The sequence below is a fragment of the Sideroxydans sp. genome (assembly GCF_054604835.1).
Genome location: NZ_JBTSFG010000004.1, coordinates 182456 through 196799, shown reverse-complemented (window position 1 = coordinate 196799; position 14344 = coordinate 182456). Strand labels below are relative to the sequence as shown.

Annotated in this window: 16 protein-coding genes and 2 tRNA genes; 6 read left to right on the top strand and 12 right to left on the bottom strand. The window is 57.1% G+C overall.

The window, feature by feature from the left end:
- Positions 1-121: 121 nt before the first annotated feature.
- The 3 genes from ACYCZ5_RS08420 to bioA form a co-directional block, all read right to left on the bottom strand.
- Positions 122-652, bottom strand: coding sequence for a porin family protein (locus ACYCZ5_RS08420; RefSeq protein ID WP_461544348.1), 531 nt, complete (start codon positions 650-652; stop codon positions 122-124).
- 158 nt (positions 653-810) lie between these two features.
- Positions 811-2262, bottom strand: a complete 1452-nt coding sequence (dacB, locus tag ACYCZ5_RS08415; protein WP_461544347.1) for a D-alanyl-D-alanine carboxypeptidase/D-alanyl-D-alanine endopeptidase — start codon at positions 2260-2262, stop codon at positions 811-813.
- Positions 2259-3575 carry an adenosylmethionine--8-amino-7-oxononanoate transaminase gene (bioA, locus tag ACYCZ5_RS08410; RefSeq protein WP_461544346.1) on the bottom strand — a complete coding sequence of 439 codons (1317 nt, stop codon included), beginning with the start codon at positions 3573-3575 and terminating at the stop codon, positions 2259-2261. The genes dacB and bioA overlap by 4 nt, the downstream gene beginning before the upstream one ends.
- Before the next feature lie 51 nt (positions 3576-3626).
- Here bioA and ACYCZ5_RS08405 point away from each other — a divergent pair, with 51 nt between their 5' ends.
- The 4 genes from ACYCZ5_RS08405 (at position 3627) to ACYCZ5_RS08390 (ending at position 6834) form a co-directional block, all read left to right on the top strand.
- Positions 3627-4634, top strand: coding sequence for a TIGR01777 family oxidoreductase (locus ACYCZ5_RS08405; RefSeq protein ID WP_461544345.1), 1008 nt, complete (start codon positions 3627-3629; stop codon positions 4632-4634).
- A gap of 16 nt (positions 4635-4650) precedes the next feature.
- A complete protein-coding gene (locus tag ACYCZ5_RS08400) occupies positions 4651-4941 on the top strand; it encodes a co-chaperone GroES (RefSeq protein WP_461544344.1) in 291 nt (96 codons plus the stop codon).
- Between the two features lie 29 nt (positions 4942-4970).
- Positions 4971-6614, top strand: coding sequence for a chaperonin GroEL (gene groL, locus ACYCZ5_RS08395; RefSeq protein WP_461544343.1), 1644 nt, complete (start codon positions 4971-4973; stop codon positions 6612-6614).
- A 144-nt stretch (positions 6615-6758) separates the two neighbouring features.
- Positions 6759-6834 (top strand) — tRNA-Phe (locus ACYCZ5_RS08390).
- Between the two features lie 71 nt (positions 6835-6905).
- On the opposite strand, the gene ACYCZ5_RS08385 is transcribed toward ACYCZ5_RS08390, so the two are convergent.
- The 9 genes from ACYCZ5_RS08385 to ACYCZ5_RS08345 all read right to left on the bottom strand — a co-directional run bounded on the left by ACYCZ5_RS08385 (position 6906) and on the right by ACYCZ5_RS08345 (position 12621).
- Complete coding sequence (locus ACYCZ5_RS08385; protein WP_461544342.1) at positions 6906-7886, bottom strand: tyrosine-type recombinase/integrase; 981 nt, start codon at positions 7884-7886, stop codon at positions 6906-6908.
- A gap of 6 nt (positions 7887-7892) precedes the next feature.
- A complete protein-coding gene (locus tag ACYCZ5_RS08380) occupies positions 7893-8108 on the bottom strand; it encodes a DUF4224 domain-containing protein (RefSeq protein WP_461544341.1) in 216 nt (71 codons plus the stop codon).
- A 192-nt stretch (positions 8109-8300) separates the two neighbouring features.
- A complete protein-coding gene (locus ACYCZ5_RS08375) occupies positions 8301-8978 on the bottom strand; it encodes a hypothetical protein (protein WP_461544340.1) in 678 nt (225 codons plus the stop codon).
- Positions 8979-9042: 64 nt separating this feature from the next.
- Complete coding sequence (locus ACYCZ5_RS08370) at positions 9043-10185, bottom strand: hypothetical protein (protein ID WP_461544339.1); 1143 nt, start codon at positions 10183-10185, stop codon at positions 9043-9045.
- A gap of 148 nt (positions 10186-10333) precedes the next feature.
- Positions 10334-10558, bottom strand: a complete 225-nt coding sequence (locus ACYCZ5_RS08365) for a hypothetical protein (protein ID WP_461544338.1) — start codon at positions 10556-10558, stop codon at positions 10334-10336.
- Entirely contained in the window at positions 10555-10680 is a 126-nt protein-coding gene (locus tag ACYCZ5_RS08360) for a hypothetical protein (protein ID WP_461544337.1), read from the bottom strand. The genes ACYCZ5_RS08365 and ACYCZ5_RS08360 overlap by 4 nt, the downstream gene beginning before the upstream one ends.
- Positions 10677-11360, bottom strand: a complete 684-nt coding sequence (locus ACYCZ5_RS08355) for a hypothetical protein (RefSeq protein ID WP_461544336.1) — start codon at positions 11358-11360, stop codon at positions 10677-10679. The genes ACYCZ5_RS08360 and ACYCZ5_RS08355 overlap by 4 nt, the downstream gene beginning before the upstream one ends.
- A 131-nt stretch (positions 11361-11491) precedes the next feature.
- Positions 11492-12091: a helix-turn-helix domain-containing protein gene (locus ACYCZ5_RS08350; RefSeq protein WP_461544335.1), complete on the bottom strand. Its 600-nt coding sequence runs from the start codon at positions 12089-12091 to the stop codon at positions 11492-11494.
- Between the two features lie 436 nt (positions 12092-12527).
- Positions 12528-12621 (bottom strand) — tRNA-OTHER (locus ACYCZ5_RS08345).
- A 390-nt stretch (positions 12622-13011) separates the two neighbouring features.
- Between ACYCZ5_RS08345 and ACYCZ5_RS08340 the strand changes: the two genes are divergently transcribed.
- Together ACYCZ5_RS08340 and ACYCZ5_RS08335 are read left to right on the top strand one after the other, a co-directional pair.
- Positions 13012-13176 (top strand): hypothetical protein, encoded by a 165-nt coding sequence (locus tag ACYCZ5_RS08340; protein WP_461544334.1) that lies wholly within the window; start codon positions 13012-13014, stop codon positions 13174-13176.
- 196 nt (positions 13177-13372) lie between these two features.
- Positions 13373-14044 carry an NYN domain-containing protein gene (locus tag ACYCZ5_RS08335; protein WP_461544333.1) on the top strand — a complete coding sequence of 224 codons (672 nt, stop codon included), beginning with the start codon at positions 13373-13375 and terminating at the stop codon, positions 14042-14044.
- Positions 14045-14344: the final 300 nt, after the last annotated feature.

Genomic DNA, 14344 nt, shown 5'->3' with positions numbered 1-14344 from the left:
GGGATCGCTGCCAAATTCTTCATTTATATATTTTCAGACAGGAGAAGCCATTGATTGGCGGTGATGTGATATTGCCAGAAAAAAAGCCGGGCATCGCCCGGCTTTTAATGAATAACAAAAATTAGAACGCGTATGCAACGCCGAAGCTCATGACGCTGGCTTTCAGAGGAGCTGAAGAGCTGTCATATTCACCCAGACTTATGTATTGAGCGCGCAGACTGGTTTTCTCGGACAGGCTATAGGATGCACCAACACCATACATCATGCCGCTCTTTGACGCGCTTGCGCTATAGCCAAAGTTGCTAGAGATATCAGTTTTGTTGCTGGTGATGCCAAGCTTGCCAAATAAGCTGAACTGATCATTGAGTGGGAAGGAGGCGACTGCGGCAGCATATAACGAAGAGGTTTTAACTGTCGCGCTGTTACCGCCGGCAGTCAGAGTCGAATCGCCAAACATGGTGTAACCCACTTCAGCGGAAAACTGCGAACTGTAGTTGTAGCCGCCTGCAATGGTCACGTTGCCGGGCGTTGGGAAGGTGGCATTGTTAGTCCAAGTGGTTGTGCCGAAATCGCCGGCAATGTAGTAAGTGCCAGCCATTGCAGGTGCGGCGAACGATGCCAAAATGGCGAGAGCCAAGATATTTTTTTTCATGCTGTTTCCTTTTGTTATTGAATAACGCGAACAAAATCTCGCAGGCGCATAGTCGCTTATTGATTGTGGTTATGTAAACCAAAACGACGGCCTATATATTTTCTGAAAAAGGCCTATATATTTTTTCGCGGCGATTCAGGATAACTGTGCGGCTTAATTCAGTGACGCGTCGCAAGCCACTCGACCAGCGCATCCTGCGCATCTTGTCCGTGCTTGGCATTGGGATGGTTGATGAAGAAAACTACCACCCAATCCTTGTTGCGCTTCGAGCGTACATAACCCGCGAGTGTCTTCACACCTTCCAGTGTGCCGGTCTTGAGATGAGCGTGGCGGGCGGCCGGGCTGTCGCTCAGTCGTTGCTGCACGGAACCGTCGACACCCAAAATCGGTAACGATGATCGCAGCTCGGCGCTGAATGGATTTGCTGCAGCATGTTCCAGTAACAGGGCCATATGCGCGGCGCTGATGCGTTCGATGCGCGACAAGCCTGCACCGTTCTCCAGCACCAACTCCTTGAAATCCATACCGGTTCGCGTCAGCCAGTTTTGCATGGCGAAGATGCTGCGTTCGATGCCCATGCGCCGACTGGTTTCGCTGCCGGAGAAGACGGCCGGCATGTCGCCGGGTTCGTTCTCCAGCGGGAGCGTCTCGCCCAGCGTCAGGAACAATTGGCGCGCCATGACATTGTTGCTGTATTTGTTGATGTCGCGAATGACGGTAATCAGAGGCTCGGAGCGATGCGTGGAGAACAATCGCGCACTGGGTGCGACGGTCCCTTCGCGTTGTATGCCATTTAATGTGCCGCCCAGTTCTTGCCAGATGGCTCGGAAGACGGCTTCCACGTAGCGGGTGTGCGGCATCACGGACAGGCTCTGTTCGCGTTCGCCGCACTCGATGGGGTAGTCGCCTTGCAACACCACGCTGTCGCCGCCGGGCTGCACCGAAAGGCGGCCATCCCAGTCGCTGCAGTTGAACTTGCCGCTGGTCGGGGCGAGTTGGTTCTCCAGCGAGAATCCGGAGATGGGCGGCAGGCTCACGACATTCAGCGCTTCGCCGTTAGGCAGGTAACGCAGGCGCACGATGTTGAAGTTGAGCAACAAGGCATCCGGACCGACGTTGTAGGCGCGCAGCGGGTCGTTGTCGAATTCGGCGGGGTCGTGCGGTTGCAGGTCGAAATAGCTGCGGTCGAGTACCAGATCGCCCTTGATATCGCGCAAGCCGCGCGCGCGCAGATCGGAGAGCCATAGCCAGAACTGCTCGATGGTGAACTTGGGGTCGCCGTAGCCTTTCAAGATCAGGTCGCCATACAACTCGCCATCCGAGAGCTCCCCGTCCAAGTAAGCCTCGGTCTTCCATGTATAGGCCGGGCCTAGCAGGTCGAGCCCGGCATAAGTGGTCAGCAGCTTCATGTTGGAAGCCGGATTCATCGCCCGCTGGGCATTCAGATCGATCAGGGAGTTCTGGTGTCCGACCTCGCGCACTACGATAGATACGGCCGAGGTGGGGATGCCTGCTTTCTCCAACTCTTGTGTGACGCTGACCGGCAGTGATGCGGCGCCGGCATCGAGTGCAAAGATCAGGCTGATGAATAGTGTGACGAGCAGTTTCATAACAGTGCGTTGATAACGGCCAGCGTGCGCGTGACCATCAATTGCATTTCCTCCTCGGTGATGACGTAAGGCGGCATGAAATATACCGTGTCGCCCATCGGGCGCAATAACAATTCCTGTTGCAGGCCGAGGCTGAAGCAGCGTTGTGCGAAATCCGCATGCGACGACTCGACCTCGAACGCCCAGACCATGCCGGTGTTGCGGAAGTTGCTCACGCGCGGGTGCGTGCGCAGCGGTTCGGCGATGCGGTTGAGGAAAGCTGCCTTGTCGCGATTGACGTTGAGCACATCGTCCTGCGCAAAGATGTCCAGTGTCGCCAGCGCGGCGCGGCAGGCCAGCGGGTTGCCGGTGTAGGAATGCGAATGCAGGAAACCGCGCGCGGTCTCGTCGGCATAGAAGGCCTGATAGATGTCGTCCGTGGTCATCACTACTGACAAAGGCAGGTAGCCGCCGGTGATGCCTTTGGACAGCAGCAGGAAGTCGGGCCGGATGTTCGCCTGTTCGCAGGCGAACAGTGTGCCGGTGCGGCCCATGCCGACCGCAATCTCGTCGGCGATCAGATGCACGCCATAACGCGTACACAGTTCGCGCGCGGCGCGCAGGTAGGTGGGGTGGTACATCGCCATGCCCGCCGCGCCTTGGATCAGCGGTTCGACGATCAGGGCTGCGATCTGCGCGTGGTGTCGTTGCAGATGCTGGTCGAGTGCATCCGCGCAACGCAACGCAAATGCCTCAGCGCTTTCGCTCGGCTGGGCATTGCGCCAGTCCGGGCTGGGCACCGTGGCGTTCTGCCGGATCAGCGCGCCATAGGCGTCGCGGAACAGCGCCACGTCGGTCACCGCAAGCGCGCCCAGCGTCTCGCCGTGATAGCTGTTCTGCAGGCTGAGGAACTCTGTTTTATGTGTGTTGCCGTGATTGCGCCAGTAATGCGCGCTCATCTTCAGTGCGATCTCGGTGGCCGAGGCGCCGTCCGAGCCGTAGAAGCAATGGCCGAGTCCCGGGGGGGCCAGTTCGCGCAAACGCTCCGACAGTTGCACCACCGGTTCGTGCGTGAAGCCGGCCAGCATCACGTGCTCCAGTTTGCCGAGCTGGTCGGTGAGGGCGGCGTTGATGCGCGGTTCGCTATGTCCGAACAGATTCACCCACCAGGAACTGACCGTGTCCAGATAGCGTTTGCCTTCAAAATCATAGAGCCACACGCCTTTGCCGCGCGCGATGGGTACCAGCGGCAAGGTCTCGTGGCGCTTCATCTGGGTGCAGGGATGCCAGACCGCGGACAGGCTACGCGTCAGCAGGGAAGTGTTTGATGTCATGTGTGCAATCATAACGTAAGATGAAGCCTCAACCGATACGAGGAGACAGTCATGAACATCCTCATCACTGGCGGCACGGGACTGATCGGTCGCGCCCTGTGTCGTGTCTTGCTGGCCGAAGGCCATACCCTGACTGTATTCAGTCGCCACCCCGATTCCGTTGCCGGCAAATGCGGCGTAGGCGTAAAGGCGCTGGCTTCGCTCGACGACTGGCATCCGCACCATCATTTCGGCGCCGTCATCAATCTGGCGGGTGAACCTATCGTCGATGCAGCCTGGACCGAGCGTCGCAAAAAAGTGCTGCGCGACAGCCGCATCGCGCTCACGCGGCAGTTGGTCGCACGCATCGCCCAGGCCGAACAAAAGCCTGCCGTGTTGTTGTCGGGTTCCGCCATCGGCTATTACGGCGGGCGCGGCGATCGGGAGTTGGTGGAGACTTCCGGGCCGGGAGATGACTTCCCGGCGCAGCTTTGTATCGACTGGGAGTCGGCCGCTATCGAAGCTGAACAATACGGCGTGCGCGTCTGTCTGCTGCGAACCGGCCTTATCCTTAGCAAGGATGGCGGCCTGCTGGCGCGCATGCTGCCGCCGTTCCGGCTGGGGTTGGGGGCGCGACTGGGGGACGGCAAGCAATGGATGAGCTGGATCCACATCGATGACTATGTGCAGCACTTGTTGCGCATGCTGCAGGATGAGCAACTCAGCGGCCCGTTCAATATGACCTCGCCCAAGCCGGTCACCAATGCCGAATTCACGCGCATCCTGGCCGCGGTGCTGCGTCGTCCGGCAGCGTTTGTGGCCCCGGCGACCATGCTCAAGCTGGCCATGGGCGAGCGTGCCGCACTCGTGCTGGAAGGTCAGCGCGTGCTGCCGGCACGACTGGAAGCATCCGGCGTGCAATGCGTCTATCCCGAACTGAGCTCGCGTTGCGCGCGATTCTGGGCTGACCCAAAAGAAATCTTCCTTGCACCCTTGAATTGCGAGGGGTGCGCCCCTATTATTAGCAGTCGCTGGCGGAGAGTGCTAACTCCCTGCCTTCGCAAATCATCAACTCACTGATTTAGGAGAAATAAGCATGAAGATTCGTCCTTTGCATGATCGCGTCATCGTCAAGCGCATGGAAGAAGAGCGCAAGACCGCTTCCGGTATCGTCATCCCCGACGCAGCAACCGAGAAGCCGGACCAAGGCGAAATCATCGCTGTGGGCAACGGCAAGATCGGCGACGACGGCAAGGTTCGCCCGATGAACGTCAAGGTCGGCGACAAGGTGCTGTTCGGCAAGTATTCCGGTCAAGCTTTCAAGATGGATGGTGTCGAGCTGCTGCAAATGCGCGAAGACGACATCATCGGCATCATCGAAGCCTAAGCATTCAACGAATTCAGGAGAAATAAGACATGGCAGCTAAAGACGTAAAATTCCACGACGCCGCACGCAGCAAGATGGTCGTTGGTGTGAACATCCTGGCCGACGCGGTTAAAGTCACTCTGGGCCCCAAGGGCCGTAACGTGGTGCTGGACCGTTCCTACGGTTCTCCCACCATCACCAAGGACGGCGTTTCCGTTGCCAAAGAGATCGAACTGAAAGACAAGTTCGAGAACATGGGCGCGCAGATGGTCAAGGAAGTCGCTTCCAAGACCTCCGACGTGGCCGGTGACGGTACAACAACCGCGACTGTGCTGGCACAGTCCATCGTGCAGGAAGGCATGAAGTTCGTCGCCGCCGGCATGAACCCTATGGATCTGAAGCGCGGCATCGACAAGGCAGTCATCACGGCTGTTGAAGAGCTGAAGAAGCTGTCCAAGCCTTGCACCACCAGCAAAGAGATCGCCCAAGTCGGCTCCATCTCCGCCAACTCCGACACCGCTGTTGGCGAGAAGATCGCTGAAGCGATGGACAAGGTCGGCAAGGAAGGCGTCATCACCATCGAAGACGGCTCCGGTCTGGAAGATGAGCTGGACGTGGTTGAAGGCATGCAGTTCGATCGCGGCTATCTGTCACCGTACTTCATCAACAATCAGGATCGCCAGATCGCTGCGATGGACAATCCTTACGTCCTGCTGCACGACAAAAAGATCTCCAACATTCGTGACCTGCTGCCCGTACTGGAACAGATCGCCAAGACCAGCCGTCCGCTGTTGATCATCGCTGAAGATGTAGACGGCGAAGCACTGGCCACACTGGTGGTGAACAACATCCGTGGCATCCTGAAGACCGTTGCCGTCAAGGCACCGGGTTTCGGCGACCGCCGCAAAGCCATGCTGGAAGACATCGCCATCCTGACCGGCGCTACCGTGATCGCAGAAGAAGTCGGTCTGACACTGGAAAAAGCCACGCTGGATGATCTGGGTCAAGCCAAGCGTATCGAAGTGGGCAAGGACAACACCATCATCATCGACGGCCACGGCAAGACCGAAGCCATCCAGGCGCGTATCACCACCATCAACAAGCAGATGGAAGAGTCCTCCAGCGACTACGACAAAGAGAAGCTGCAAGAGCGCAAAGCCAAGCTGTCCGGCGGCGTGGCAGTGATCAAGGTCGGCGCTGCGACCGAAGTCGAGATGAAAGAGAAGAAGGCCCGCGTGGAAGATGCATTGCACGCGACACGTGCCGCTGTTGAAGAAGGCATCGTGCCCGGAGGCGGCGTAGCACTGCTGCGTGCCAAGGCTGCGGTTGCCGGTCTGAAAGGCGACAACCACGACCAGGACGCTGGTATCACCATCGTGCTGCGCGCGATGGAAGCGCCGCTGCGCGCCATCGTTGCCAATGCAGGCGAAGAGCCATCTGTCGTCGTGAACAAAGTGCTGGAAGGCAAAGGCAGCTTTGGTTACAACGCAGGCACAGGCGAGTATGGCGACATGCTGGCCATGGGCGTGGTCGATCCGACCAAGGTGACCCGCACCGCGTTGCAGAACGCATCCTCCATCGCAGGCCTGATGCTGACGACCGCATGCATGGTCGCCGAAATGCCGGAAGACAAGCCGGCCGGCGGCATGGGTGGTGATATGGGCGGCATGGGTGGTATGGGCGGTATGATGTAATCAACCAGCCGCACGGCTCTGCCGTATTGCTGTAAACGAACCCCGCCAAGTGCGGGGTTCGTTTTTTGTGTTGCCCGTAATGCCGCTTATGGCTACAATGCGCGCCTTCGTTTCGACCGACCCGTCCGGGAAGGCAGAAAAAACGGCTCGGTAGCTCAGTTGGTAGAGCAGCGGATTGAAAATCCGCGTGTCGGTGGTTCGATTCCGCCCCGAGCCACCAGTATTAGCAAGGCTTGCAGAGATGCAGGCCTTTTTCTTTTTCTACAATTCGGCCTGAATTTCTACAATTCTTCATTTCAGGGGCTGGACCTTGTCGCCTTTCCGATGACGTGTGTAGCGCTCAGTCATGGCCCGTGTCTTGTGGCCAAGCAGGCTTTGAGCATGGGCAAGGTCATCGGTGTCAGTCGCAGTCTTGGCGCGAATATCGCGGAATTGGAAGTTCACACCGGCCGCCTCCCGTGCCTTGTCGAAACGGCTGCGCAAGGCACCGTAGGAAAGCCGCCGGCCGTTTCCATCCTGCAGCAGTGCCTCGCATCCCTCGGAGTGGTAAGAGCGGCTCAGAATGCGTTTTATGAGTTCGCCCAGCTCGCCCACTACCTCGATCAACAATTTCTTGCCGGTCTTGTTCTGTGTCAGCGCGAGCATGTTGCCGCGCACGTCGCTACGATTGAACTTGAGCAGATCGGCAGGGCGCTGGCCAGTGAGGTGCGCCAGATCCATGGCGTCCTGTGTGGGCTGGTCGGTTGCGCTCCACACGGCCAGAAATTCATCGTCTTCGATGTAGCGATCGCGGGCGGTTTCCTTGTGCCCCTTGATGCCTGCGCAGGGGTTCGGTGCGTCGGTGTAGCCGTATTGCCTGGCAAAGTTGAAGACATGGCTGAACAGGGCTCGCTCCCGGTTTGCTCTCACCTTGGCTGTCTTGCCGCGTTCGTCCAGGTAGCGCTTGATGTGAAACGGCTTGATTGCATCGATCGGCATGTCGCCGAACACCCTTTCCAACTTCTCCAGCTCTTTCTCGTTGTCCTTCTGCGTGCGGTAAGCCTTGGTTGGGAACACTTCCTTGCGATAGCGCGCAGCGATCCCGCGAAAGGTGCAGTTATTCGGATCGGGCTGCTCTCCCTCGATCTCGGCCCACAAGCGTTTTGCAAGGGCCAAGTCTTGGCCAAGCTTCGTCCACTTCCTCGGCGAGTCGGTCGAGACGTGATAGTACGTCTTCCCCTTGAGGTTCATCCTCGGTGGCAGGTTGTGGTTGATCGTGCGCTTGCGGCCCATGATGCGTTACGACATTGCGCCCCAGTTCGGTTCCAGCGTGGCTGGCGCAGCAGCGATCATGCCGCCGCACAGTTTCGCCTGGACGTGATCGCTCAGCACGCGAGGGTGGCCGTTCGCGCCGATGGCGTAACTGTAGCCGTTCGATTTCAGCCAAGCGATCTGTTCGCCCTTGCGTTTGCGCTCGGTGAGTTCGGCCAGTTCGTCGTGTGTCAGGAATCGCATGATGTCACCGTTTTGTGCGCAGCTTGATGCGGCGTGCTGCTCGCTTGCTCTGGAGTCGCATCTGGTACCGGCTTGATGGTGCGTATCCGGGGCTGAACCTTCTCAGCCGGCCGAGGAGTTTGGCGAACGAAATAGATGCGTTGATGCTCTCATCGGCACTGCTCATGTATGGCGTGATGCTTGGGCGCGTTCTCATGCTGTTTTCTCCTGAAGGTGTTCTTCGATGACGGGGAAGGGCAGAATCTTGGCCGTTGCGATGCGCGCCATGAGTTCTTGGATCGTGCTCTGCATTGCGGCCAGATCATCGACCACGCCTTGGGCGACGAACATCTGCCGCAGCTTGGTGTTTTCCGCGCGCGCTTCGTCGAGTTCTGCCTGTGCCTTCTTCAAGTCGTTGCGAAGGCCAGCATTCAGGCTGTAGGTGATGAAGTTGCTGTTCAATAACTCCGGCGTGAATCCTCTCCCGCCAACATCGGGCGAATTCAATTCGCCATGCGCACCGATGAACCAGCCATCCCACTCGGGGTGAGATAACTTGAAATGCACGCTTTCGTAGACGACGCGCAGCAGCTCGAATGCAGCGAACGGAACAACTGTTGTCCCAATCTCCCACTTTGAAATGCTGCTGCGATCAACACGCAGATAGGCTGCACACTGCGCACGATCCATGTGCAGCATTTCGCGCATGGCCTTGAAGCTTTCTCCGGAGATCTTGGTGCGCTGCGACAACTGCACCCACTGCGGGTGATAGTCGGGGAATGCCTTGTTGAGTTCTTCCGAGGTCGGCTCGATGGCCTGCATCCAGTATGCCCAGCTGCTCTTCTTGCTGGGCTGTTTGTGCGGCTTGCGCTTCTTGGTGGTATTCTTCATTTCAGCCTTTCCTATCAAGGTGAGTTGCGCGTCGGTGGCTTGGCGGTCCCGGCGCGCAGCGTTTTCAAGCTTTCAATTCGTTGCCGATGAATCCGCCCAGGTGGTGATACCCCCGCCGCCCTCGCTCCCAGTAGTGGTCACTGTGTGAAGGTCTTCGTCCTGCCAGTTCTTCCAGCAATCGCGCCACACCTGCAGCACCTTCGTCCTCGGCGATCCTCAAGACTTCAAAGCGTGCATTGCGGCTCAACACCAGCCGCCACTGTTCGTGATCCAGCATCGTCACGAATTCGCGCTCAACCGCTTCTTCTGCGGCGATCTCTTCGTCGGTCTTTTCCTCTTCAGGCAATGCCAGCGCCTTGCGCAGCTTTGGTGACCAGAACAACTGGCGCTTGCCCTTGAAGTGCTTTGCGTATTCGATGAACAGTTCACCGGCCGCTGCATCGCCTTCGCTGAAGTCGCGCAGCAGCGTGAATGGCGTGCGGCCACCCAAGCGACGCCCAACCTTGCCGTGGCCTTTGGTGAGTTCGTGGGATGCGCCCCAGTGTGAATCTGTGAGCGTCTTGGATTTCGCGCTGGGTTCGTGGCCGAACTTCGCGACATACTCGGCGGCGTAGTCGCCGTTCTGGATATCAAAGGCGAACAGCAGCATTTCGTTGAGCTGGCTGCGTTCAGCCAGTCCGGTCTTGATGAGTGTCTCGATCCAGACCATATCCAGCTGCTGGAGCACCTTGAGCTGGTCTGGCTGGGCAAACACCAGCGTATGCGTGTGAGGATGCCAGCCGTTCTCACCGTGGGTCACTTCCAGCGCGCGGATGCTTCCAGCGCATCCTGCCTCTTCGAGGATCCTTGTGTATTGTCGGCTGCCCTTGAATTTCTTCTGCGCGTCTGAGAACAGCTTGAGGTTGTCGACCAGCAGCTGGTGATCCAGGTGCGGGAAGGTCTGGCTCATCAGATACACCTCGCCGCCTTGCTTCGTCCAGGCGGTGATCGCGTCCTGAAGTTCGATGCGCTTGTGTTCGGTGATCTTGGCTGCGCACACCGGGCAATGCCACACGCTGCCGCAGGTGGTCAGATTGCCGAAGGATGCGCCGGCCTCGCTGCTGCGGTACACGCTCACCCCGCCGCCGCTCATGGTGCTGCGCTGGCAGTGTTTCACCCGTTCGCCTGGAATCAAACCCTGCGCCACCCGCTGCAGCTGATAGCGCATCTTGCGGTTCGCATCGACCGCCGCATCCCTCGCAATCCGTTTTTGCTTGGGGTTGGCTGGTGTGCAAACAGTATTCGCATATATACCAAGAGAAGCGCGGTCTGGCGCTGTTGAGGAGGTTTGGCGGTGTCCTATCTGCATGGCGGGGTTATCTCAGTGTCACGACAGCGCACACACAGTCGGTCTTGTTGGAAAGCTTCTGCGACCGGCGCAGTGCCTCTTTGTGGCTTTTGTAGCGACGTGCAAAGCACGGGAGTGCGCTGGCGTTGTCCCAGCGCTTCCCGTTGCGTTTAGCTTCTTTCTTGAGGGCTGGTGACTCCGAGTAGAAATCACCTGTTTCGATGTTGAGCACGGCGAACATGGCGTGGCTCATTTAGGCTGGGCTGGCTTTGCAGGCCGGTTGGCCAGTGCTGCAACGGCCAGCACGCCAAGCACAACCAGAATGATGACCGGCGCAGCCTTGCCCCCAGTCGGTAGCACGCCGACGGGCATCATGCTTCCACCTCTTCAGCGGGATCCTCAGGCTCGGTCTGGTGCAGGCCGGTGGCCAGCGCTTCGTGGTAGGTGTTGAACAGCAGATCGCCAAGGGTGGCTGGCTTGCTGGCCGGCTGCGGGTTGGTAAAGCGTGCCTGGTCGAGTAGCACGCGGCCTTGCATGTGCAGGCAGACCAAGCCAATCCGCGCCAGATGGCCCCACAGCTCGCGCAGCTTGGTTTCAGTCGCCTCGTCGTAGTCGCTGGAGAAGGCGCGGCTCTCCAGCTTCACGTCCATCAGGTCCTTGGCCTCCTCGAAGCTTTCCAGAATGCGTTCGCCAGCCTCTTCGATCTGATTGTCGCTGATGCGCTCATCAATGAAGAAATGGCGGCACACCAAGGCGGTGCGCTGTGTCAGGCCGTCATCGGAAAGGATGACCGGCAAGCGCAGGCCGTGCGGCGATGCCAGCGGGGCGGGGCTTTCGCCATCATCGTCCGTGAACTCCACGCCGAGGCCTTCCAGGTAGTCGCGCAGCGTGGCGGCTTGCTCGGGCTTCAGGCCGTCGGAATAGTTTCTGAAGTGACTGACGACGTGTCGAGGGATGCCCGTTTGGCGTGCCACTTCGGACACGCTGAGGCGTTGGGTTACGAGTGCTGCTTCAAAATCCTCTTTGGTGAGGACGGGGTTCTGTTTGATAGCCATTTTTCCTCCGTTGTTAGCAAACTGACGGAGGAAAGATAATCAACAGTTAGCAAACTGTCAATAGAAAGGTTGCTTACATATGCCAAATAACCTTTGGCGAGCAGGCAATCCTTGAAATGGAGGTGTTCGGTTTACTTCGGTTTGTCCTTGCTGCGGCCCTTACCATAGTGATCTTGAATGTAATTTCCCCATCGCTTTGACGACTCAAGCGCCCTGCTGGCCACAATCATTCGCCCCATTACGTCGGCTTCTCTTGCGAGGCCGGCCTTAATAGCTTTGTCTTGTTTGGCTAATGACAATAGGATTGTGGCAACTGCATTGAAGTCTTCATCCTGCAATGACGTGAGGATATAGAACAATTTGGCGAGACCCATTTCAGGCAGGGTTTCATCGGTGAGTAACTCAAGTTGTGAAGGCTGTTCAGATAAACGCTCGCGCCCGAATACAAGCCAATTGGGCGATACATCGAGTGCGCTGCACAGAATGCGCAGTTCCCTTGTTCCCGGCTTGTAGCTCCCATTTTCATAGCCAGCAATTACAGCACGAGACAAGCCTTTCCCATCAGCGCTTACTTCTTTGGTGCGCTCAGCCAACTGCGACACATTGAGCTGTCTCTCATCTCTCTTTTCGCGAATACGCGTGCCAATCGCATCATCAGGTGAGGGCAGGCCCTTTCCTTTCAGCGCTGTTGTTGCATCCTCAATTTCACTTGGACTTTTCTTTGTGGCCATGGGTGTTTTTCAGGTGATATGAACTGTCGGAAGCCCTGACATTACAAGGCCAGCAGTGAATTTCAGGTGGGATTATTGCAGGGATGGGAGCCGCATGCCAGCAGATACCTCCCCAATGGGTGGGTATCCAATAGAAACCAGTCTACAGGGGAGGGGGCAGGCGGGGTGCCATTGGGGTGGTGCGTGGTGGCATGAATCGCTCGCCACCCTGTTCGATCTGGTGCGCCGCCCTGGAATACACCAGCCACCCCAATGGCCAGCCTCGCCACATCTGCCGGTGCAGGATCCACACAGGGAACCCCTCGCGACGCGCTGCCGCGTGCCACCATGAACGGGCAGCAAGGGGCTGATGAGCCAACTGCTAGGCCACCAGCACCACAAAAAGGGTCAATTAGGTTGACGCGAATACAGGCAAACCATAGGATGCAACAGAAGGGGCACCAGACAGGATTCGAACCTGTAACCTTCCTTTCAGTATTACCCGCCGTTCAGCGAATAACTAGGAGCTCTGTCCATTGAGCTACTGGTGCTTGAAAAGCCGCATAGCCCACCTGTGCGGCTTTTCATTGTCTATATCTTCTACCGAAACAAATTTGCCCGGTCAACAATAATTTCCAGAGTTTTTTATTGTTGACAGTGGATGGTCTCTCATCGGGCGTTTGGCCACAAGCGGGGATGGATAGAGGGCGTGTTGGCATGATCGCTCGTTACCCTGATTGGCAGGTAGTGCCCCCCTCCAATGCACTTGTTACTACCGGCCAGTCTTGCCACATCTGCCGGTGCAGGATTCACACAAGGAATCCCTCGCGACGCGGCTCCGCATACCACCATGGAAAACAGATTGAACAGTGTTCAATGTGAAATCAGCCAGATTCAGCGGACATTGAAAAACAATTGGAATTCGTTCGAAATGAGGTCGAGTGGACAAAAAAGCAAAAAGTGTTGGAACAAAAGGAAAAAGTCGCATTCAAACAAAAGCAGAGAAAATGCATAAAACTGTCGCCAAATGCCAAAAAAAGGGGGAAAGTAGGAAACAACGGGAAGCAGCGGGGTTTAGCGGCATTAAACAAAAGGTTTACTTTTAGGAAAATGTTGCTATATTCCGCGCCGAATCATCCTCTACGGCACGCCGTAGAGTCCCGGTGACCCGCGTTGCCGGGGTAAATCATCCCAACAGCACTGCTGTTGGCCCCGACGCCCTGCGGTGTCGGCATAACATCCCGAGGGGTTTCCCCGAGGTCCCGGCCGCCAGCGCGGCCGGCTTTGTTTCTGGGGGCGCATTTGGCGGATCAAAAACGTGTTGTCGTATTCGTGGATGGGTTTAATCTCTATCACGCAATTAACGATCTTAACTGGGATCCCCGGACTAAGCGCCTCACCAACCACAAGCACTATCTCAAGTGGTTGAATATCTCCTCGCTAAGCCAAGCACTCATCCATCCAAGTAATGATGCGCTGTCGAGTATCTATTACTTCTCGGCATATGCAGGGTGGGTGCCGCAGGACGTTCAAGATCGGCACCGTGACTATGTGGCGGTACTGAGATCGACTGGCGTCCATCCCATTATGGGGACCTTCAAAAGAAAGCCCCGAAAATGCCCTAGTTGTAAGCATGTGTGGGATACGCATGAAGAGAAAGAAAGCGACGTCAATATTGCTTTACGGCTGCTGCAATGTGCGCATGAGGATGCCTACGACAAGGCCATCATTTTCACGGCTGATACAGACCTAGCTCCAGCAATTCGCCTGGTCAGAGAAAAGTTTCCTCAAAAGGAAGTTCATGTGGCCATTCCAGAGCGCCGCCTTGATAAGTCCAAGGCTCTTGAAAATGCAGCCACTGGGAGAATCCGCGTAACTGAGGCGCACTTCGCACGAAATTTGTTCCCAGCGCAGGTTACATTGCACAGCGGAACAGTCATTAACCGCCCTGCGAAATACACGCCGCCCACATAGCGCCTTCTACAATTATTCTTGAGGCAGCTTGGCTGCTGGATTGCGCGACAGGGAAAAAGCGGGAATTGTAGAAAGGCAAGCGGCTATGCGGTTGAATTGGAAGGTTGCCGCACTGGCTTGAAAATCCGCGTGTCGGTGGTTCGATTCCGCCCCGAGCCACCAAACAATCAAACAGTTAGGCCGCCCTAGTGGCGGCCTTTCTGCATCTTGCTTGACCAATACGTGATTACAAACCCGGTTCAGGTAATAGAATGCATCGCAGTAGCAAAGCGTCGGTCGGGTTGCCGAAATAACTATAGG